Origin of the sequence: Streptomyces roseolilacinus, from assembly GCF_014649335.1 — a bacterium.
Taxonomy (GTDB): domain Bacteria; phylum Actinomycetota; class Actinomycetes; order Streptomycetales; family Streptomycetaceae; genus Streptomyces; species Streptomyces roseolilacinus.
Map to the genome: position 1 here is coordinate 248,861 of NZ_BMSV01000002.1, position 18,531 is coordinate 267,391.

General features: G+C 76.1%; 14 protein-coding genes. 7 read left to right on the forward strand and 7 right to left on the reverse strand.

What is annotated here, in order from left to right; genetic code table 11:
* Positions 1-88: 88 nt before the first annotated feature.
* The 4 genes from IE106_RS05360 to nadE all read left to right on the forward strand — a co-directional run bounded on the left by IE106_RS05360 (position 89) and on the right by nadE (position 4,171).
* Positions 89-1,399 carry a streptophobe family protein gene (locus IE106_RS05360; protein WP_229840057.1) on the forward strand — a complete coding sequence of 437 codons (1,311 nt, stop codon included), beginning with the start codon at positions 89-91 and terminating at the stop codon, positions 1,397-1,399.
* Between the two features lie 239 nt (positions 1,400-1,638).
* Entirely contained in the window at positions 1,639-2,718 is a 1,080-nt protein-coding gene (locus IE106_RS05365; protein ID WP_189531155.1) for a DNA polymerase III subunit beta family protein, read from the forward strand.
* Positions 2,715-3,224 carry a hypothetical protein gene (locus IE106_RS05370; protein ID WP_189530352.1) on the forward strand — a complete coding sequence of 170 codons (510 nt, stop codon included), beginning with the start codon at positions 2,715-2,717 and terminating at the stop codon, positions 3,222-3,224. The genes IE106_RS05365 and IE106_RS05370 overlap by 4 nt, the downstream gene beginning before the upstream one ends.
* Before the next feature lie 116 nt (positions 3,225-3,340).
* A complete protein-coding gene (gene nadE / locus IE106_RS05375) occupies positions 3,341-4,171 on the forward strand; it encodes an NAD(+) synthase (protein WP_308427857.1) in 831 nt (276 codons plus the stop codon).
* A 94-nt stretch (positions 4,172-4,265) separates the two neighbouring features.
* Here the strand turns inward: nadE and IE106_RS05380 are convergent, their stop codons facing one another.
* From IE106_RS05380 to IE106_RS05390, 3 genes are read right to left on the reverse strand one after another with little or no spacing between them, the layout of a single operon-like run.
* Positions 4,266-5,306 carry a serine/threonine-protein kinase gene (locus IE106_RS05380; RefSeq protein ID WP_189530354.1) on the reverse strand — a complete coding sequence of 347 codons (1,041 nt, stop codon included), beginning with the start codon at positions 5,304-5,306 and terminating at the stop codon, positions 4,266-4,268.
* Positions 5,303-6,262, reverse strand: coding sequence for an SH3 domain-containing protein (locus IE106_RS30145; RefSeq protein WP_229840059.1), 960 nt, complete (start codon positions 6,260-6,262; stop codon positions 5,303-5,305). Before IE106_RS30145 ends, IE106_RS05380 begins: the two co-directional genes overlap by 4 nt.
* A gap of 7 nt (positions 6,263-6,269) precedes the next feature.
* The gene (locus IE106_RS05390) at positions 6,270-8,828 is read right to left on the reverse strand and encodes an FHA domain-containing protein (RefSeq protein WP_189530356.1); all 2,559 of its coding nucleotides are present in this window, start codon (positions 8,826-8,828) and stop codon (positions 6,270-6,272) included.
* Between the two features lie 108 nt (positions 8,829-8,936).
* Between IE106_RS05390 and IE106_RS05395 the strand changes: the two genes are divergently transcribed.
* Positions 8,937-9,824 (forward strand): SDR family oxidoreductase, encoded by an 888-nt coding sequence (locus IE106_RS05395; RefSeq protein ID WP_189530357.1) that lies wholly within the window; start codon positions 8,937-8,939, stop codon positions 9,822-9,824.
* 34 nt (positions 9,825-9,858) lie between these two features.
* On the opposite strand, the gene IE106_RS05400 is transcribed toward IE106_RS05395, so the two are convergent.
* Entirely contained in the window at positions 9,859-10,899 is a 1,041-nt protein-coding gene (locus IE106_RS05400) for a YihY/virulence factor BrkB family protein (RefSeq protein ID WP_189530359.1), read from the reverse strand.
* 83 nt (positions 10,900-10,982) lie between these two features.
* Between IE106_RS05400 and IE106_RS05405 the strand changes: the two genes are divergently transcribed.
* Positions 10,983-12,374 carry an NADP-dependent succinic semialdehyde dehydrogenase gene (locus IE106_RS05405; protein ID WP_189530362.1) on the forward strand — a complete coding sequence of 464 codons (1,392 nt, stop codon included), beginning with the start codon at positions 10,983-10,985 and terminating at the stop codon, positions 12,372-12,374.
* Between the two features lie 109 nt (positions 12,375-12,483).
* Here IE106_RS05405 and IE106_RS05410 read toward each other — a convergent pair whose 3' ends face one another.
* A complete protein-coding gene (locus IE106_RS05410; protein ID WP_189530364.1) occupies positions 12,484-13,467 on the reverse strand; it encodes a glutathione S-transferase family protein in 984 nt (327 codons plus the stop codon).
* 160 nt (positions 13,468-13,627) lie between these two features.
* Positions 13,628-14,452 (reverse strand): MmyB family transcriptional regulator, encoded by an 825-nt coding sequence (locus IE106_RS05415; RefSeq protein WP_189530366.1) that lies wholly within the window; start codon positions 14,450-14,452, stop codon positions 13,628-13,630.
* 188 nt (positions 14,453-14,640) lie between these two features.
* Here IE106_RS05415 and IE106_RS05420 point away from each other — a divergent pair, with 188 nt between their 5' ends.
* Entirely contained in the window at positions 14,641-15,690 is a 1,050-nt protein-coding gene (locus IE106_RS05420; protein WP_189530367.1) for a TrmB family transcriptional regulator sugar-binding domain-containing protein, read from the forward strand.
* Between the two features lie 422 nt (positions 15,691-16,112).
* On the opposite strand, the gene IE106_RS05425 is transcribed toward IE106_RS05420, so the two are convergent.
* Positions 16,113-18,185 carry a SpoIIE family protein phosphatase gene (locus IE106_RS05425; protein WP_229840062.1) on the reverse strand — a complete coding sequence of 691 codons (2,073 nt, stop codon included), beginning with the start codon at positions 18,183-18,185 and terminating at the stop codon, positions 16,113-16,115.
* Positions 18,186-18,531: the final 346 nt, after the last annotated feature.

Genomic DNA, 18,531 nt, shown 5'->3' on the forward strand with positions numbered 1-18,531 from the left:
TACCTTTCTTCCGTTCCGCGCCCATTGTGTGCCCCATCCGGGTGTCGTCCGCAAGCCGGGAGACCCGGATCGCGCCTAGCGTGGCACCGTGAGCAGCCACGACGCCGCACAACGCGGCACCGCGCCGAAGGGGGCCCGCCATGCCGTGCGGGCCGGGCTGGAGGCCCTCGCCGCGGTGCTCGCCGCCCTCGCCGCGATGGCGGTGACCGCGGCCCTCGGGCTGTGGGCGGCGGGCGCGACCGACCTGCCCGGCGGGGCGTTCCCCCGGGTCGTCGCCGCCGTCGTCGTGATGGCGGCGGGCGGCGACGTCGAGCTGGCGGGCGGCGCGGGCGACCTCGCCCGTACGGACGCCGACCTGACCGCCATGCCGCTGTCCGTGTCCCTGGCCGGAGCCCTCACGCTCGCCGCCGGTTTCCTGCGGCCGCTGCGCCACCGTGCCGTCGTCCCGGCGGGCGAGCTCCTCGGACGCGTCGCCGGCACGGCCGCCCTCTGGCTCGCCGGGCTCGCCGGGCTCGCGGCCCTGGCCCGCCACACCTTCACCGACCTGCTGCCCGCCGACTCGCCCGCCGACCTGCTCGGGGAGCTGCTCGGGGACCTCCTGGACGCCCCGCCCAGCCTCGGCTTCCGCGCCGACCTCGGCAGCACGCTCCTGTACGGCCTGCTGTGGATGCTCGGCGTCCTCGTCCTGGCCCTGCTGGTCTCCCGCCGGGCCCCGCTCCCGGTCCGGCTGGTGCGCTACCAGGAACCCGTACGCCCGGCCGCGTCCGCCATGCTGCTCCTGCTGCTCGCGTACGTCGTCCTCGGCCTGGTCGTCGGCCTCGTCGTGGCCGCCACCCGCGGCCATGCGGCGGACACGTTCGCCGTGCTCCTCCTGGGCCTTCCCAACCTGGCCTGGCTCGCCCTGGGCCTCGGCATCGGCGCCTCCTGGGAGGGCCGGGTCGACGGCCCCTTCGGGCTGCCCATGCCGCGCGTCCTCGACCGGGTCCTGCGCGGACCCGACGACGCCACCCTCGACGTGCGCTCCCTCGCCGCCCACGACGACCGCGCCTGGTGGCTGATCCCCGTCGCGGCGGCGCTGCTGCTGGCCGCCGCCTTCGTGACGGCGGTCCGCTCGCCGGCGCGCACCCGTCCGTGGCAGCAGGCCCTCCACCTGGGCGTGGCGTTCGCCCTCACCCTGCTCGTCGTGGTGCCCCTGACCCGCCTCGACGCGCGCCTCGGCCTGTCGCTGCTGGGCATCTTCGAGGTCGACGCCCTCGGCGGGCGGGTCAGCCTCCGTCCCCACCTGTGGGCGGCCGTCGGCCTCGCCCTCCTGTGGGGTGCCGTCGCCGGGTTCCTCGGCGGCCTCCTCGCGCGCCGGGTGCGCCGCCGGGGCGAGGTCGGGGAGCGGGCGGACGGCTGAAGCGGTCCGGAGGAGCTCGGAGCGGGCCCCGGTACGACGGGCGCCGGCTGCGCCCTCCTCGCCGCAGCCGCAGCCGCCGCCACCACGGCGCCGCCTCGGCCCGGGGCTCCCGATCCGTCCCCGCCCCGTCCGGTGGGCGGGCCCCGGACGCGGGCCGCGAGGCCGCGGGCGCCACCCGCCGCCGTTGACCTTCGAGCTGGTCGAAGGCCGATGATGACCGCGTGCCGGATTTCGAGTTGATGCCGATCGGGGTCTTCGCCCGACGCAGTGGTCTGACCTCGAGCGCGTTGCGGTTCTACGCCGACTCCGGGCTGCTGCGTCCCGCCGAGGTCGACCCGGTCTCGGGCTACCGCTACTACAGCCCCGACCAGGTGGCGCGGGCGACCGCGCTGCGCCGGCTCCGGGAGATCGCCATGCCCCTCACCACCGTCGGGGCGGTCCTCGACGCCGGGCCCGACGAGGCGTCCCGGCTGATCGACGAGCACGTCGCGAAGGTCGTCGGGGACGCGGGGGCGGCGCGGCGGAGGGCCGCCGTCGTCACGTCCTCGCTCACCGGCGCGCCGAGCCTGCCGATCACCGTGCTGAAGGGGCCCGTGCTGGCCGACGCGGTCGAGCAGGTCCTGACCGCGACCGTGCGCGAACCGGAGGCGCCGGTCCTCGGCGGTCTGCGCGTGGAGGCGACCCACGACGCGGTCACGCTGACCGCGACCGACCGGTACCGGCTCTCCACCCGGACCCTGGTGCCCGCCGAGCCGCCGGCGGCGACGTGGTCCGCGACGATCGACGGCGACGAGCTGCGGGCCGCGGCCGCCGAGGTCCGCCGCAGCGCGCTGGTGCGGCTCGAAGCGGCACCGCACGGGCTGTGGCTCCGCGTGGCGGACCGGGAGGACCGGTACTGCCGGTCGCTGCCCGGGGAGTTCCCCGACCACCGGCCGGTGCTCGCGTCGCTGGGCGAGGCCACCACCCGCGTGACGGTCCCGAAGAACCGGCTCCTGCGCGCACTGGAGGAACACCCTGGCGAGCGGATCGCGCTGTGGGCGGCCGGCGGCGCCGCGCACCTCCTGCCGCCGGACGGCGAACCCCCCGGCGTCGTGCTGCCGGCCACCGTGACGGGGCGGGACCTGCGGATCCGGTTCGCGCTGACCACGCTCTACCCCGCCGTCAGCACCGCCGTCGGCCCCGAGGTGATGCTCGACCTGCGCGGACCCGACCGGCCCGTCACGATCCGCTCCGCCGACCGCGGCGACCTCACCACCCTGGCCATGCCCGTCTCCCCCGACCACCCCGCCCGAGCACGAGGACGAGGAACACCCCGATGACCACCACCCCCACCCGCCCCGACCCGGTCATGGAAGCCATCGGCCGGGCCGTCGCGGAGGGCCGGACCGGTGACGCCGCCTCCGCCCGCCGCGAGCTCCTGGACCTCTGGTCCGCGCTCGGCGTCACCGGTGACGCGCTGCACCGCTGCACCCTCGCCCACCACCTGGCGGACCTCCACGAGGACCCCGCCCAGGCCCTGGCCTGGGACGTCCGGGCCCTGGACGCCGCCGACGCCGTGACCGAGCAGCGCGTCCGGGGGCACCACCCCGGCCTCCGCGTCGCGGGCTTCCACCCGTCCCTCCACCTCAACCTCGCCGACGACTACCGCCGGCTCGGGTCCTTCGAAGCCGCCGCCGAGCACATCGACGCCGCCCGGGAGCGCCTCCCCGACCTGCCCCGGGACTCCTACGGCGACCTCCTGCGCGCCGCCGTCGAAGAGGTCGCCGGGGCCATCGCCGTACGGGACACCGCACGGCGGGCCTCCGCGCCCGGCTCCCCCGCATGACGCGCGGCGGGGCGCCCCGGGGCGGCCGCCCCGGGGCGTCGGCCGCCCCGATCCGCCGGGCGGCCACTGGGTAGGGTGGGGCGACACCACACCGCGAGCCGGAACAAGGAGCAGACGTGAGCGAGCCGGCGTCCATCGCCCTGCAGCAGGAGATCGCCCGGGAACTGCAGGTCGCCGAGACCTTCGACGCCGAGCAGGAGATCGAGCGCCGGGTGGCCTTCCTCACCGGGCACCTGACCTCCACCGGTCTGCGCTCCCTCGTGCTCGGCATCAGCGGCGGCGTCGACTCCACCACCGCCGGCCGGCTGTGCCAGCTCGCCGTCGAGCGGGCCAGGGCCGCCGGGCACGAGGCGCGGTTCCACGCGATGCGGCTGCCCTACGGGGTCCAGGCCGACGAGCGCGACGCCCAGCTCGCCCTCTCCTTCATCCGGGCCGACCACGTGCTGACCGTGGACGTCAAGCCCGCGAGCGACGCCGCGCTGGAGGCCGCGCTGGCCGCCGGGGTGAGCTTCCGCGACGCCGGCCACCAGGACTTCGTGCACGGCAACATCAAGGCCCGGCAGCGCATGATCGCCCAGTACGCGGTGGCCGGCGCGCACGGCGGCCTGGTCGTCGGCACCGACCACGCCGCCGAGGCGGTCTCCGGCTTCTTCACCAAGTTCGGCGACGGCGCCGCCGACCTGGTCCCGCTGACCGGCCTGACCAAGCGCCGGGTGCGCGCCGTCGCGGCCGCGCTGGGCGCGCCCGCCGAGCTGGTGTGGAAGACCCCGACGGCCGACCTGGAGTCCCTCGACCCGGGCAAGGCCGACGAGGACGCGCTCGGAGTCACCTACGACGACATCGACGACTTCCTGGAGGGCAAGCCGGTGGACGAGCGGGCCTTCAGGACGATCGTCGACCGCTACCGCCTCACCGACCACAAGCGCCGGCTGCCCATCGCCCCCTGAGGGAGCGGGACGGGACGGACGTCCGGCCCCGCGCCGGCGGTACGGTCACGGCCCGGGCGGTCCCCGGCGGGGCCCGCGCCCGGTCGCGGCGGCGTCACGGCGGAGGGCCGCCGCCCCGGAAGACGGGCAGCGCCCACAGCGGGGGAGCGGGCGGCGGGGGCGGCGGCCCGGTGGGCGGGGGAGGCACGTCCCCCCGGACGTCCCCCGGACCGTCCCCCCGCGCCTCCCCCCGCACGCCGTCGCCTCCGTGGTCCTCCGCCGTCGCCGCCCGCCGCAGTTCCGTCACGAACTCCATGCACGAGTCGAACCGGTACTCCGGGGCCTTCGCCAGCGCCTTCGCCAGCACCCCGTCCATCCCGGGCGGCAGCCCCGGCCGCGCGTCGCTCAACGGCGGCGGCGGGTCGTACTGGTGGGCCCACAGCAGGGCCATGTCGTCGTCCCGGCGGAACGGCGGCGCGCCGGTCAGCGTCTCGTACACGACGCACCCCAGGCTGTACACGTCGCACCGGCCGTCCACGGGCCGCCCCGAGATCTGCTCCGGTGCCACGTAGTCGAGGGTCCCCACGAACTGGCCGACGCTCGTGAAGCCGGTCAGGGACAGCGACTTCTTCGTCAGCCCGAAGTCCGTCAGGTAGACGTGCTCGGGCCGGTCGCTGTCCGTGCCCTCGGCGACGAGGACGTTGCCCGGCTTCACGTCCCGGTGCACCAGGTCGTGGGCGTGCGCCGCGTCCAGCGCCGACGCGACCTGCACGGCGATGCGCACCGCCGTGGCGACGGGCAGCGGACCGGTGCGGTCCAGCAGCGCCCGCAGGTCCTGCCCGGGCACGTACCGCATGGCGATGTACAGGAGCCCCTCGGTCTCCCCCGCCTCGAAGACCGGCACGATGTTCGGGTGGTCGATCGCGGCGGCGACCCGCGACTCGTGCGCGAACCGCTTGCGGAACGTGTCGTTGCGGGCCAGCTCCGGCGCCAGGAGCTTCAGCGCCACGGTGCGGCCGAGCCGCAGGTCCGTCGCCCGGTACACGACCGCCATGCCGCCGCGGCCCACCTCGGCGTCGATCCGGTAGTGCGCGACGTCCCGCCCCACCAGGCCCGACGGCCGCCCGGAGGGCAGGTCGGCACCCGAGCCCGTCACCCGTCACCCGCCCGGTCGTCCGCCGTGCCGCCGCGGCCGGTCCCCGGCACGTCGACCGGCCGGGTGGGCTCCGCGGCGGCCGGCCGCTCCCGGGAGCCGGCCGGGCGCGGACCGTCCTCGGTCCCGCCGTCGTCCTCCTCCGCCGGCACGACCCGGGTCGCCCCCGGGCCGGGACCGGTGGCGACGACGCGGGTGGGCTCGTGCCCGGTGGCGGACCCGTGGCCCCCGCCGGAGGCGTCCGGTGCCGGGCCGGGCTGCCGGCCGGTGCCGGCCGGAGGGGCCGGCTCGTGGCCGCCGCTCCCGCGGGACGGCTCGGACCCCGCGCCGCGTCCGGCGGGCGCCGCGTCCTGCGCCGCCCCCACCACCCGGGTCGGTTCGCGTCCGCCGCCGCCCTCCGGGAACGGGGCCTCCCGTTCCGGGGTGCGCACGGGCGGCGGGTTCGCCGACGGGGTCGACGACGTGGCGTACTCGGCCAGGCGGGTGCCGTCGCAGTAGAGCCAGCGCTCGTGCTCCGCGTCGTACAGCCACATCGCCTCGCCCTCGACGACGACGCCCAGCCGCAGCCCGCCCGTGCCGCGCCGGAACCCCTCGCCGTCCGTCCGGCCCGCCGCCAGGTCCTCCGCGGCCCGCCGGTACCGGCCCAGCGACGCCTCCGCGCGGGCCAGCAGCGGCCGGGGGTCGGCGGCCCGCGCCATGTCCCGCGCCGCGGCCGGCGGGTCCTCCGGCACCGACACCAGCAGCCGCCCGTCCACCCAGGCCGACCAGCCGTTCGAGCACAGGACCCGTGCCCAGTCGCCCATCCGCTCCAGCAGCTGCACCGGCAGGAAGGGGTCCAGCGGCACCGTCGGCCTGGACGTGCCCGGTGCCTCCCACGCGGGCATGCCGTGGCGCGGTACGACGTGGGTGGGCCGGAAGTCGTCGAGGACCGGGTCGTCGGCCGGGGCGGCGAAGGCCATGGAGCGCCTACTTTCGCATGATCACCGGCTCGTGACGGCGCAGCAGCCGCGCCACCACGAAGCCGAGGACGACGGCGAGCGCCAGCAGGGCGCCCATGTCGAGCAGCCACGTCGGCGGGTCGTGCGCGAACAGCGGGTCCGAGGACCGCTCGCCCGGGACCGTGGCGCCGAGGTCCACGGTCGCGGCCATCGCGGCGAATGCCCACCGGGACGGCACCAGCCACGCGAACTGCTCCAGCACCGGCGTCCCCCGCACGGACAGCAGCGCCCCGCAGAACACCACCTGCACGATCGCGAGGAGCACCAGCAGCGGCATGGTGACCTCCTCCTTGCGCACCAGCGCGGACACGAAGAGGCCCAGCATCATCGCCGTGAACGACAGCGCCGCCACCGCCAGCGCCACCTCCACGAGCGGAGGCAGCAGCACGCCCCGCCCCTCCGGCACGTCCATCGGCACCCCGACCAGCGCGACCAGGGTGAGCACGACCGCCTGCACGACCGTGACCGCGCCCAGGACGGCCACCTTCGACATCAGGTACGCCGACCGGGACAGGCCGACGGCCCGTTCCCTCCGGTAGATGGTCCGCTCCTTCACCAGCTCCCGCACCGCGTTGGCCGCGCCCGTCAGCACACCGCCCACGCAGAGGATCAGCAGCACGTTCAGCGTCGACTCCGGGCCCAGCCTCCCCTCCGACAGGGCCCGCGCCATCGCGCCCATCACGAACGGCAGCGCCACCATGATCGCCAGGAAGGTCCGGTCGGCGCTCAGCGCCGCCGCGTACCGCCGTACGAGGGTGCGCAGCTGGGAGCCCCACCTCTGCGCCTTCGGCGGCGGGGGCGGCGCCTCCGCCACCGTGCCCGGTCCGCCCTGGGCGGGGCGCCGCATCGCGGCTTCGACGTACCGCTCGTGGTACTCCGAGTCGCGGAACCGGCCCGCCCAGTCGCGCTCCCGGTCGGTCTCGAACGCCTCGAACGCCTCCGGCCACTGCGTGCAGCCGAAGTAGCCGAGCGCCTCGCCGGGCGGCCCGTAGTAGGCGATCCGGCCGCCCGGGGCGAGGACCAGGAGCCGGTCGCACACGTCGAGGCTGAGCACGCTGTGGGTGACGACGATGACGGTGCGCCCGTCGTCCGCGAGCCCGCGCAGCATGTGCATCACCGACCGGTCCATCCCCGGGTCCAGGCCGGACGTCGGCTCGTCGAGGAACAGCAGCGACGGCTTCGTCAGCAGCTCCAGGGCGACGCTGACGCGTTTGCGCTGCCCGCCCGACAGGCTGTGCACGGGCTGGTCGGCGCGCTGCTCCAGGCCCAGTTCCCGCATCACCTCGTCGACGCGCGCCCGGCGTTCCGCCTTCCCGGTGTCCTCGGGGAAGCGCAGCTCGGCGGCGTACCCGAGGGCGCGGCGCACCGTCAGCTGGAGGTGCAGGATGTCGTCCTGCGGCACCAGCCCGATGCGCTGGCGCAGCTCCGCGTACTGCCGGTACAGGTCGCGCCCGTCGTACAGGACGGTGCCGTGGTCGGCGGGCCGCAGCCCCGTCAGGGCGTTCAGCAGGGTCGACTTGCCGGCGCCGCTGGGGCCGACGACGCCGAGGAGCGTCTTCTCGCCGACGGGGAACGTCACCCCGTCGAGGAGGGTCCTGCGGCCGCCGTCCACCGTGACGGCGAGCTCCTGCACGTCGAGGGAGACCTCGCCGGTGTCGGTGTACTCGACGAGGCGCCCCGCGACGACGCAGTACGCGCGGTGGCCGATGCCGATGATGTCCTCGGGGGTCACGCGGGCCTCGTCGACCGGGCGGCCGTTGAGGAACGTGCCGTTGTGGCTGCCGAGGTCGTGTATCAGGTACGTGCCGTCGGGCTGGGACCGCAGTTCGGCGTGGTGCCGGGACACCACGAGGTCGTCGACGACCACGTCGTTGTCCGTGGCGCGGCCGATGCGGACGGTCCGGGTCGGCAGGGGGCGTACGGAGGTGGGGTGCCGGAAGGTGCCGCTCGCGCCGGGCAGGGACACGGACGACGGCCGCACCTCGGGCACCGGCGCGTCGCCGTGGCCCGGGAGGGCCCCGGGCCCGGACGGCCGCCCGTCCGCGGGCCCGGGGCCGGGCGCCGGGCCGGGCGGGGGACCGGGGAAGAGCCGGTCCGTGGGAGGTGGGGGCCCGGCGGCGTCCGCGACCGGCCCGGCGCCGCCCGCCCCGTCGGAGGGCTCCCCGCCCGGCCGGGCGCCGGCGGGCGGCGGGGGAGGGGCGGCGGGGGCGGCGTCCGACAGGACCGCGACCGGGCCGTCCTCCGGATGGCCGAAGCGCAGCACCGTGCCGGCGTGCACGTCCCGCGCGGCGACGCGCAGGCCGTCCGCGTAGGTGCCGTTCGTACTGCCCTCGTCCCGGACCGTCCACCGGCCGTCCTCCTCGCGGAACACCGCGTGGTGCCACGAGACCCGGGCGTCGGCGACCGGGATGTCGCTCGCGGGGTCGCGCCCGACGCGGTAGACGTGGCGCGGACGCAGCACCGTGGCGTGCCCGTCGACATCGACGACCAGCTCGGGTGCGGTAGGCACGACGGGCCGCTCTCCCATGAGGGAATTTTATCTTTTCGTACCGGAATCTGCCTGATAGGGGGTGTGTGTCCCCGGGGCGCAGGGGAACGTGAAGACGAACCGACCGACCGTCCGACAGGAGGACCCATGACGTCCGACCACGCCCCCGAGAACCCCACGACCGCCCACCCGCGGCCGGACTTCCCCGAGCAGGAGCAGCCGCACCCCGGCCGGACCGACGCCATGCGACCCCGCCCCGACCACGGCGAGGAGTCCTACCGGGGCAGCGGCCTGCTGCGGGACCGCGTCGCCGTCGTCACCGGCGGTGACTCCGGGATCGGCCGCGCGGTCTGCCTGGCCTACGCGCGCGAGGGCGCCGACGTGCTGTTCGCCCACCTCCCCGAGGAGGCCGACGACGCCCGCGAGACCGCGCGCCTCGTCGAGGACGCCGGCCGCAAGGCCGTCGCCGTGCCGTGCGACATCCGCGACGAGGAGGCGTGCCGGGCCCTCGTGGAGCGGGCCGTGACCGAGTTCGGCCGCATCGACGTGCTCGTGAACAACGCCGCGTACCAGATGGCCAGGACCGAGGGCATCGAGGGCATCACCACCGAGCAGTTCGACCGGGTGATGAGGACCAACCTGTACGGCATGTTCTGGATCACCAAGGCCGCCCTGCCGCACGTCCCGGAGGGCGGCTGCATCATCAACAGCACCTCCGTGCAGGCGTACAAGCCCAGCCCGCCGCTGCTCGACTACGCCATGACCAAGGGCGCCATCGTCACCTTCACCCACGCACTCGCCCAGGACCTCGCCCCGCGCGGCATCCGCGTCAACGCCGTGGCCCCCGGGCCGGTGTGGACGCCGCTGATCCCGGCGACCATGCCGGAGACGGCCGAGTTCGGCAAGCAGTCGCCGCTCGGACGGCCCGCCCAGCCGGCGGAGATGGCCCCCGCGTACGTCTTCCTCGCCTCGCCCGCCGCGAGCTACATCACCGGCGAGATCATGAACGCCACGGGCGGCACGCCGCTGCCCTGACGACGGCGCGCCGCCGCCCCGGCGGCGGCCTCCGTCACCGTCCGGGGCCGCCGTCACCGCGCCCGGTCCCGTCACCGCGCCACGCTCCGTCGTCCGTCCCGCGGGGGAGCCGGTGGGTGCGCCGGGAGACGCGGCCCCGGAGCGCGGCCGGCCACCTCCTGGTGTCCCGCGGCTCCACGTACGGCTCCTCCGACGGGGGCAGGCCCGCCCGGATCGCCCGCTGGCGGGCCAGTTCCGCGTTCAGCTCCAGGCCCAGCAGCACCGCCAGGTTGGACAGCCACAGCCACACCAGGAAGACCACGACACCGGCCAGCGTCCCGTACGTCTTGTTGTAGGAGTCGAAGTTCGCCACGTACAGCGCGAACCCGCCCGAGGTCAGCAGCCACAGCACCACCGCCACCGTGCTGCCCGGGCTCAGCCAGCGGAAGCCCGGCCCGCGCACGTTGGGCGCCCGCCAGTACAGCAGCGTCACCATCAGCGTCACCAGGAGCACCAGCACCGGCCACTTGGCGATGCCCCAGGCCGTCACGGCCGCGTCCCCGGCGCCGATCGCCTCCCCGGCGCGCCGCGCGAGCGGCCCCGTGAACACCACGATCACCGAGCTGACCGCCAGCAGCACCATCATCAGCAGCGTGAGCCCGATCCGCAGCGGCGTCACCTTCCACACCGGGCGGCCCTCCGGCAGGTCGTACACGGCGTTCGCCGCCCGGATGAACGCCGCGACGTAGCCGGACGCCGACCAGACGGCGGCGACCAGGCCCACCACCGCCATCAGGCCGCTCGTCGCGCCGGCCCCCTGCAACTGGCGCACCGCGTCGCTCAGCAGGTCCCGCACGGGACCGGGGGCGAGCTGCCCGAGGCTGTCCAGCAGGGAGCGGGTCGCCGACTCGCCGACCACGCCGAGCAGCGCCACCATGACCAGGAGGGCCGGGAAGACGGACAGGACCCCGTAGTAGGTGAGTGCGGCCGCCCGGTCCGGGAGCTCGTCGTCGAGGGCCTCCCCGGCCGTGCGCCGCACCACGGCCCACCAGGACCGGGCGGGCAGGTCCGTCGGCCCCTCGTCGTGATTCGCCATGCCCCCACGGGTTACCCGGTAGGGGCATCCCAACCCGGCCCGCGGCCGGTGCCGCCCCACCACTCCACGAGGAGGAACCGCCCATGCCCATCGCGACGGTGAACCCCGCGACCGGCGAGACGCTCAGGACGTTCCGGCCGTTCGGCCCGGACGAGGTCGAGGAACGCGTGGCCGCCGCCCACCGGGCGTTCCGCCGCTACCGCACGACCGGCTTCCCCGAGCGGACCGCGCTGCTGCTGCGCGCCGCCGACCTGCTGGAAGAGGACCTGCCGGAGATCGCCCGGACCGTCACCACCGAGATGGGCAAGCCCCTGACCGCGGCCCGCGCCGAGGCCGCCAAGTGCGTCAAGGCCATGCGCTGGTACGCCGGGAACGCCGAGGCGCTGCTCGCCGACGACGGTCCCTCCGACGCCGACGTGCGGGACTCCGGCGCCGCCACCGCCCGCGTCCACTACCGGCCGCTCGGCCCCGTCCTGGCGGTCATGCCGTGGAACTTCCCGCTGTGGCAGGTCGTGCGGTTCGCGGCGCCCGCGCTCATGGCCGGCAACACCGGCCTGCTCAAGCACGCCTCGAACGTCCCGCAGACCGCCCTCTACCTGGAGGACCTGTTCCGCCGGGCGGGCTATCCGGACGGCGTCTTCCAGACCCTCCTGACCGGCTCGGACGCCGTCGAGGGCGTCCTGCGCGACCCGCGCGTCGCCGCCGCCACCCTCACCGGCAGCGAGGCCGCCGGCCGGTCCGTCGCCGCGGTCGCGGGCGACGAGGTGAAGAAGACCGTCCTCGAACTGGGCGGCAGCGACCCCTACCTCGTGCTGCCCTCCGCCGACCTGGAGCGGGCCGCCGCGACCGCGGTGACCGCCCGCACCCAGAACAACGGCCAGTCCTGCATCGCCGCCAAGCGCTTCATCGTCCACGCGGACGTCCACGACGAGTTCGTGGACCGGTTCACCGCCGGGATGGCCGCGCTGCGGGTGGGCGACCCGATGGACGAGGCCACCGACGTGGGGCCGCTCGCCTCCGAACGGGGCCGCGCCGACCTGGAGGAACTCGTCGACGACGCGGTGGGGCACGGCGCCGGGGTCCGCTGCGGCGGCCGCCGGCCCGAGGGCCTCGACCGGGGCTGGTACTACGAGCCGACCGTCCTCACCGGGGTGACGCCCGCCATGCGCGTCCACCACGAGGAGACGTTCGGCCCGGTCGCCTCCGTCTACCGGGCGGGCAACCTGGACGAGGCGCTGGACATCGCCAACGACTCGCCGTTCGGGCTGAGCTCCAACGTCTGGACACGCGACGACGCGGAGGTGGAGCGCTGCGTGCGGGACCTGGAGGCGGGCGGCGTGTACGTCAACGGGATGACCGCCTCGCACCCGGCGCTGCCCTTCGGCGGCGTCAAGCGGTCCGGGTACGGGCGGGAGCTGTCGGGTCACGGGATCAAGGAGTTCTGCAACGCCACCACGGTCTGGCGGGCCGCCTGAGGCCCCCGCGGGGACCGTCGGAGCGTGGGAAGGGCCTGTCGGGGGACCTCGCCGGAGCCTCGGGAGGGGCCCGCCGAAGCGGAGGAGCGGCCCGGCGGAGGGGACCCCGTCAGAGGGGGACGACGACCTCGTCCCCGGGCGGCGGTCCGGGCGGCGTCCCGTCCCCGAAGGGGCGCCCGCCCAGCTCCTCGCGGTGGTGCGGCGACCGCCAGCCGCGCAGGTCCGGGCCGCGCGGCACGATCCGGGTCGGGTTGATGTGCCCGTGCACGACGTAGTAGTGGCGCTTGATGTGGTCGAAGTCCACCGTGTCGCCGAACCCGGGTGTCTGGAAGAGGTCCCGCGCGTACGCCCACAGCACCCGGTCCTCGGTGAGCTTGTTGCGGTTGCACTTGAAGTGGCCGTGGTACACGGCGTCGAACCGCACCAGGGTGGTGAACAGCCGCACGTCGGCCTCGGTGATCGTGTCGCCCACCAGGTAGCGCCGCCCCGCCAGGTGCTCCGACAGCTGGTCGAGCCGGGCGAACAGCCGCCCGTACGCCTCGTCGTACGCCCCCTGCGCGGTGGCGAAGCCGGCCGCGTAGACGCCGTTGTTGACGTCCCGGAAGATGCCGTCCATCCGCTCGTCGATCTCGTCGCGCAGGTGCTCCGGGTACAGGTCGGGGGCGCCGGGCCGGTGCAGCCGCGTCCACTCGGTCTCCAGGTCCAGGGTGATGCGCTGGTAGTCGTTGGTGACGAGCCGGCCGCTCGGCACGTCGACGACCGCCGGCACGCTCACCCCGCCCGGCTGCCCCGGTTCGCGGGCCTCGTACGCCTCGGACAGGAACCGGATGCCCAGCACCGGGTCGCGGCCGTCCGGGTCCAGGGTGAACCGCCAGCTCCGCTCGTCCTGCACGGGGTCCGCCACGGCCAGCGACAGCGCCTCCTCCAGCCCGAGCAGCCGCCGCACCACCAGGGAGCGGCTCGCCCACGGACAGGCCCTGCTCACCACCAGCCGGTACCGCCCGGCCTCCACCGGCCAGCCGTCCCGGCCGTCCTCGGTGATCCGGTCGGTGAACCGGCCGGGCGCACGCTGGAACCGTCCCTCGTCACTCATGCGCCCCCGGGTACCCGCCCCCGCCGGGCCGATGCGGGCCGTGGGGCCGTCGCGATCCGCCGGGCCGATGCGGTCCGCTCCGCTGCCGCGGTCCGCGGGGGCGCCGCGCCCGCCCGGCCGCCGCCGCCCGCCGGGTGGCCGCCGTCCCGCGGGGGCCCGCCTACCCGTACGCCCGCAGGGGCCGCGGCCGCCCCGCCGGGCGCCGTTCGCCCGGGTGGAACGGCAGGATCAGCAGCCGGGCCCGGGGAGCGGCCATCGGCTGCGCCGCGCACAGGCTGATCCAGCCGGGCCCGTGCTCCGCGTGGTGCACCGGGCGGTCGCCCCCGTCGGGGTGGACGTACGCGCTCGCCGACTCGTAGACGCGGGCCGCCACCGGGTCGTCCAGCACCTCCTTCTCGATGCCGCACAGCGTCGGGTCCTCCGGGTCCGCCGCGATGGCCGCCCGCAGCTGCGGCAGCACCAGCGGCGCCCACGCCGTCTCCCAGTGCCGCAGCACCGACCGGGCCTCCGGCTCCACCGCCATCCACCGCATCACGTTGGACGGCACCCTGCGGCCCGGGAACAGCGCGGCGAACGGCTCGTTGTGCGCCAGCAGGTTCCACGAGCGGTCGCTGACGTAGGCCATGTGGGAGATCCCGTCCAGCGCCAGCCGCCACGCCCCCGGCACCACCTCCCCGGCCCGCGCGTGCAGCGGGTGCGGCGGGTCCTGGCCCAGCGCGTACCGCCACAGCGCCACCCACTCCTGTTCGTTCATGCCCAGCAGCCGCGCCACGTCCTCCAGCAGGTCGACCGGCGGGTTCGGGTAGCGGCCCGACTCCAGCCGGCCGTACGTGTCGGGCGCCCGGTGCAGCAACTGGTCGATCTGCGCCTGCGAGAGGCCCGGTGCGCGCCTGCCCTGCCGGGTCGGGCGGGACAGCCCGTGGCTCTCCGGTGCGATCAGGGCACGGCGCTCCCTCAGCAGGTGGCGCAGGGCGACCTTGTCCATGAGTGTCCCTCCCCCAGAGGGACGGCCGCCGCGGGTGGTCGGCCCGCCGGTGGCCGTCGCGGTGAAACGGTGGCGCGGGCAGAGAGCGGCCACACCGGTACGCTGGCCCAGCGTGCGCCGGCGATCAAGTGCCCGCGTGGTGCGTACTTGCGCACGGCGCACACACGCAGTCGCGAACAGGGGCGGAGATGACCGAAAGGGACGGCTCGGCGCAGCCGGCGGCCCCGCTGTCGGGGGCGGCGAGGGAGCTGTACGCCCGGATCACCCGGGGTGAGCCCGTCGGGCCGGAGGACACCGGCGCGCTCGGCGAACTCGTCGGCTGGCGCCTGGTCATCGCCGACCCCGAGCGGCCCTCCCTGCCGATCGCCCTCGACCCGCAGGAGGCGGGCCGCCGCCGGCTCGACGACGAACTGCGCGACCTGGCCGCCCGCGCCGCCCGGATCGCCGCCATACCCGACCTCAGCGACGAGCTCGGACTCCACTTCGAACGTGCCAAGTGGCGCTCCGGCTCCGGCAGCGAGTTCCTCGCCGGCCGCGAACAGGTGACCGCCCGCATCGGGGAGGCCGTCGACCGCGCCGAGACCGAGGTCCTCACCGCGCTGCCCGCGGGGCCGGGCTGCGAGGAGCTCCTCGGCGAGACCACCGACCGGGACTCCCGCGCCCTCGCCCGGGGCGTACGGCTGCGCACCCTCTTCGGCGACGGCGTGCGCGACGACACCGCGGCCCGCGAGTGGGCGGCCGTCATGTCCGCCCGGGGCACCCGGTTCCGCACGCTCCTCGCCCCGTTCCAGCGGTGCGTCGTCGTCGACCGCCGCCAGGCGTTCATCTCCGACCACGTCGTCGGCGGCGACCCCGAGCAGACCGCGTGGCACGTCATGGACCGGGCCTTCGTCGCGTTCGTCGCCGAGGGGTTCGAGGACGCCTGGCGCCGCGCCGACGCCTGGTACGGCGACCCGCGCCGCGCCGTACCCGCGGGCGACGGAAGCCGACTGACGGACCGTCAGCGCGAGATCCTCATCGACACGGCCGCCGGTGTCGACCAGCGCATCACCGCCCGCCGCCTCAACATCGGGCTGCGCACCCTCACCAAGGAGCTCGCCCGGCTCCGCGCCCACTGGGGCGTGTCCACCCTCGCCGCCCTCGCCTACCAGTGGGCCCTCTCCCCGGAGCGGCAGCGGACCGCCGACCACCCGGGCGAAGGCCCCCGGCCCGAGCCGCCCGCTCCGGTTTTCCACTGAAAAAGCATCAGGGGAAAAACGTTGCGGGACTGTTGCATCCTGAAGGAGGTCGGGAGGTCATCCGGCCCTTCAAGGAGCGCCGACACTCCGCGAAGCCGCTATTACGGGGGTCGTTATCCGCGCCTCATGCCAGAACCGGGCAGCGCAGGGCACGGGCAGCGTGTCCTGCCGGGCATCGCGCGGATACCGCAAGGTCACTGCCAGGGCCTTCCGGACCCAAAGCCGATCCCTCGGTACGTCCCCCGTGATAGGGCACCTCCCGTCCCCGCCCCTCGTCTGACGACCCCTCCCGCCCGCGCGGCCGGGACCCGCCGGTCCGGCGCGCGGGCGTCCGCACCGGCCGCGAGCCTCCTGCCGCGGCCCGCGGCCCGCGGTCCGCGGCCCGCGGTCCGCGGCCCGTCGCCCGGTGTCCGCCCGCGCCGTCAGGGCCGCCCCGCCGGGCCGATCTCGCACCACACGGCCTTCCCCTCGCCGCGCGGCTCGACCCCCCACCGCACCGACAGGGCGTCCAGGAGCAGCAGCCCCCGCCCCGACGTCGCCGCCTCGCCCGGGGTGCGGCGCCGGGGCCACGCGCTCGACCGGTCCTGCACCGTGAGCCGCACCCGCCGCACCGGCTCCGGCAGCACCTCCAGCGTCAGCACCGCCCCGCCCTCCGTGTGCAGCAGCACGTTGCCCAGCAGCTCCCCGGTGAGCAGTTCGGCGTCGTCCGCGTGCTCCCGCATCCCCCAGTCGCGCAGCGCCCGCCGCACCACGGCCCGCGCCTCCGACAGGCCCTCCGGGTCCGCCTGGTGGATGTACTGGTGGATGCGCGGCGCCCGGGTGGTGCCCGGGTCCGGGCTGCGCCGCAGCACCAGCAGCGCCACGTCGTCCCCCGCGCCCCACCGCTCCCAGAACCGCTGCGACAGGTGGTCGGCGAGCGCCTCCGCGCCGGGCGGGCCCGCGCCGATCGCCTCGGCCAGCGCGTCCACGCCCTGCCCGATGTCCGTGCCCGGCTCCTCCACGAGGCCGTCCGTGCACATCACCAGCGTCTCGCCGGGCACCAGGTCCAGCCGCGTCTCCGGGTACTCCTCGTCCTCGAACACCGACGCGATGCCCAGCGGCAGCCCGCCCTGGAGCTTCGGCATCCCCACCCGCCCGTCCGTGTGCCGGATCAGCGGCCCCAGGTGCCCCGCCCGCACCGCCCGCGCGGTGCCCGTGCCCAGGTCGACCTGGGCGTACGTGCACGTCGCGAACCGCTCCGTGTCCAGCTCGGCCAGGAACCGCGACGCCCGGGCCAGCACCGTCGACGGCGCGTGGCCCTCGCCCGCGTACGCGCGCAGGGCGATGCGCAGCTGCCCCATGATCGCGGCGGCGTGCGTGTCGTGGCCCTGCACGTCGCCGACGACGATCCCGACGCGGCCCTTCGGCAGCGGGATCACGTCGTACCAGTCGCCGCCGACCTGCCGGCCGCTCCACGCCGAGTGGTAGCGCACGGCGATCTCGCCGCCCTCGATCCTCGGGATGCGGCGCGGCAGCATCGTCGCCTGGAGGCCCGTGGCCAGCTCCCGCTCCTCGTCGAAGAGGATCGCCCGCTGGAGGGACTGCGCGACGATCGCCGCGAGGCCCAGGGACAGGTTCCGCTCGTCCGCGCTGAACACGGTGCGGCGCCGGTAGAACAGCACCATGCCGCCCAGCGTGCGGGCCTGCGCGACCAGCGGCAGGTACGCCGCCGCCTGGAAGGGCAGCCGGCCCGCGAACGGGGCGAGCAGCGGGTAGCCCTTGATCAGCTCCTGGAACGAGCTGGTGAACAGCGGCCGCCCGCTCAGCACCGTCTCGTGCAGCGGGAGACCGCTCTCCAGCCGCCGCACCCGCAGGTCGTCCAGCATCTCCAGGGACTCGCCGCTCAGCGCGATGATGTTCAGCGAGCCGTTCTCCACCAGGCCCAGCGCCAGCCCGTCGGCCCCGAGCCGGGAGAGGCCGCCCGGCCCGGTCAGCGCCGCCGTCACGTCGTCCACGGTCACCGCCCGCGACATGGCCCGCGTCGACCGCTCCACCATGTCCGTCTGGCGCTGCCGGCGCCGCTCCAGCTCCATGACGAACTCCGAGTGTGTCACCTCGGAGGTCGCGTCGCGGACGATCCCGACGATCCGGTGCGCCCGGCCGTCGCGGTCCCGCAGGATGCGCGCCTGCACGTGCGTCCACTGCTCGGAGCCGTCGTCCCGCTCCAGCCGGAAGTGCGCCGCGTACGAGGACCGGCCGCTGGTCAGCGCCTCCTTGATCACCCCCTCCAGCCGCTCCCGCTCCGCCTGGTCGAGCCGCTCCACGAGCGTCGCGGGCCTCGTGTCGAAGGTGGCGGGGTCCTGCCCGAACACCAGCAGCCCGGCCACGTCGACGTCGATCGCGCCGGAGTCGAGGTCCCAGTCGAAGCTGCCGGTGCGGTTCATGGCGAGCCGCTCGGTCGGCCCGATCTCGCCGCCGTGCGCCCGCTCCGCGCCGGGCTCCCGGTTGTCCGTCATCCCCCTCATTGTCGAGCCCGCCGACCGGGAACGCCAAGGCGTCGGGGCCGTCGGCCCGCCCCATGACCCCGTCCGCCGGGCGTCGCCCGTCCGCCCGGTACCGCCCGGTGTCCCCGTCCGCCCGGCGCCGTCCGTCCGCCCGGCGCCCCTGCCGGGGCGGCGCGGCCGGAAGCGGACCGGAGGCGGCTCCCGGCGGCAGGACCGGGCCGGGTCGGGCCGAGGCCCGCGGGCCGCAGCCGCCCCGCTCCCGATGCCCTCACCGCCGCCGCGCCCACCACCTGCGGCACCGCGACCGTCGCCGCCCGCGGCGCCACCGCAGCCGCCTCCTCCGGCCGCACCCGTCCCC

Bases quoted from the DNA above. Each gene is read 5' to 3' on its own strand.
- IE106_RS05370 (WP_189530352.1), top strand. From the start codon at position 2,715: ATGACCACCACCCCCACCCGCCCCGACCCGGTCATGGAAGCCATCGGC.
- IE106_RS05405 (WP_189530362.1), top strand. From the start codon at position 10,983: ATGCCCATCGCGACGGTGAACCCCGCGACCGGCGAGACGCTCAGGACG.
- IE106_RS05410 (WP_189530364.1), bottom strand. From the start codon at position 13,467: ATGAGTGACGAGGGACGGTTCCAGCGTGCGCCCGGCCGGTTCACCGAC.
- IE106_RS05390 (WP_189530356.1), bottom strand. From the start codon at position 8,828: ATGGGAGAGCGGCCCGTCGTGCCTACCGCACCCGAGCTGGTCGTCGAT.
- IE106_RS05400 (WP_189530359.1), bottom strand. From the start codon at position 10,899: ATGGCGAATCACGACGAGGGGCCGACGGACCTGCCCGCCCGGTCCTGG.
- IE106_RS05395 (WP_189530357.1), top strand. From the start codon at position 8,937: ATGACGTCCGACCACGCCCCCGAGAACCCCACGACCGCCCACCCGCGG.
- IE106_RS05425 (WP_229840062.1), bottom strand. From the start codon at position 18,185: ATGACGGACAACCGGGAGCCCGGCGCGGAGCGGGCGCACGGCGGCGAG.
- IE106_RS05420 (WP_189530367.1), top strand. From the start codon at position 14,641: ATGACCGAAAGGGACGGCTCGGCGCAGCCGGCGGCCCCGCTGTCGGGG.
- IE106_RS05365 (WP_189531155.1), top strand. From the start codon at position 1,639: ATGCCGATCGGGGTCTTCGCCCGACGCAGTGGTCTGACCTCGAGCGCG.
- IE106_RS30145 (WP_229840059.1), bottom strand. From the start codon at position 6,262: ATGGCCTTCGCCGCCCCGGCCGACGACCCGGTCCTCGACGACTTCCGG.
- IE106_RS05415 (WP_189530366.1), bottom strand. From the start codon at position 14,452: ATGGACAAGGTCGCCCTGCGCCACCTGCTGAGGGAGCGCCGTGCCCTG.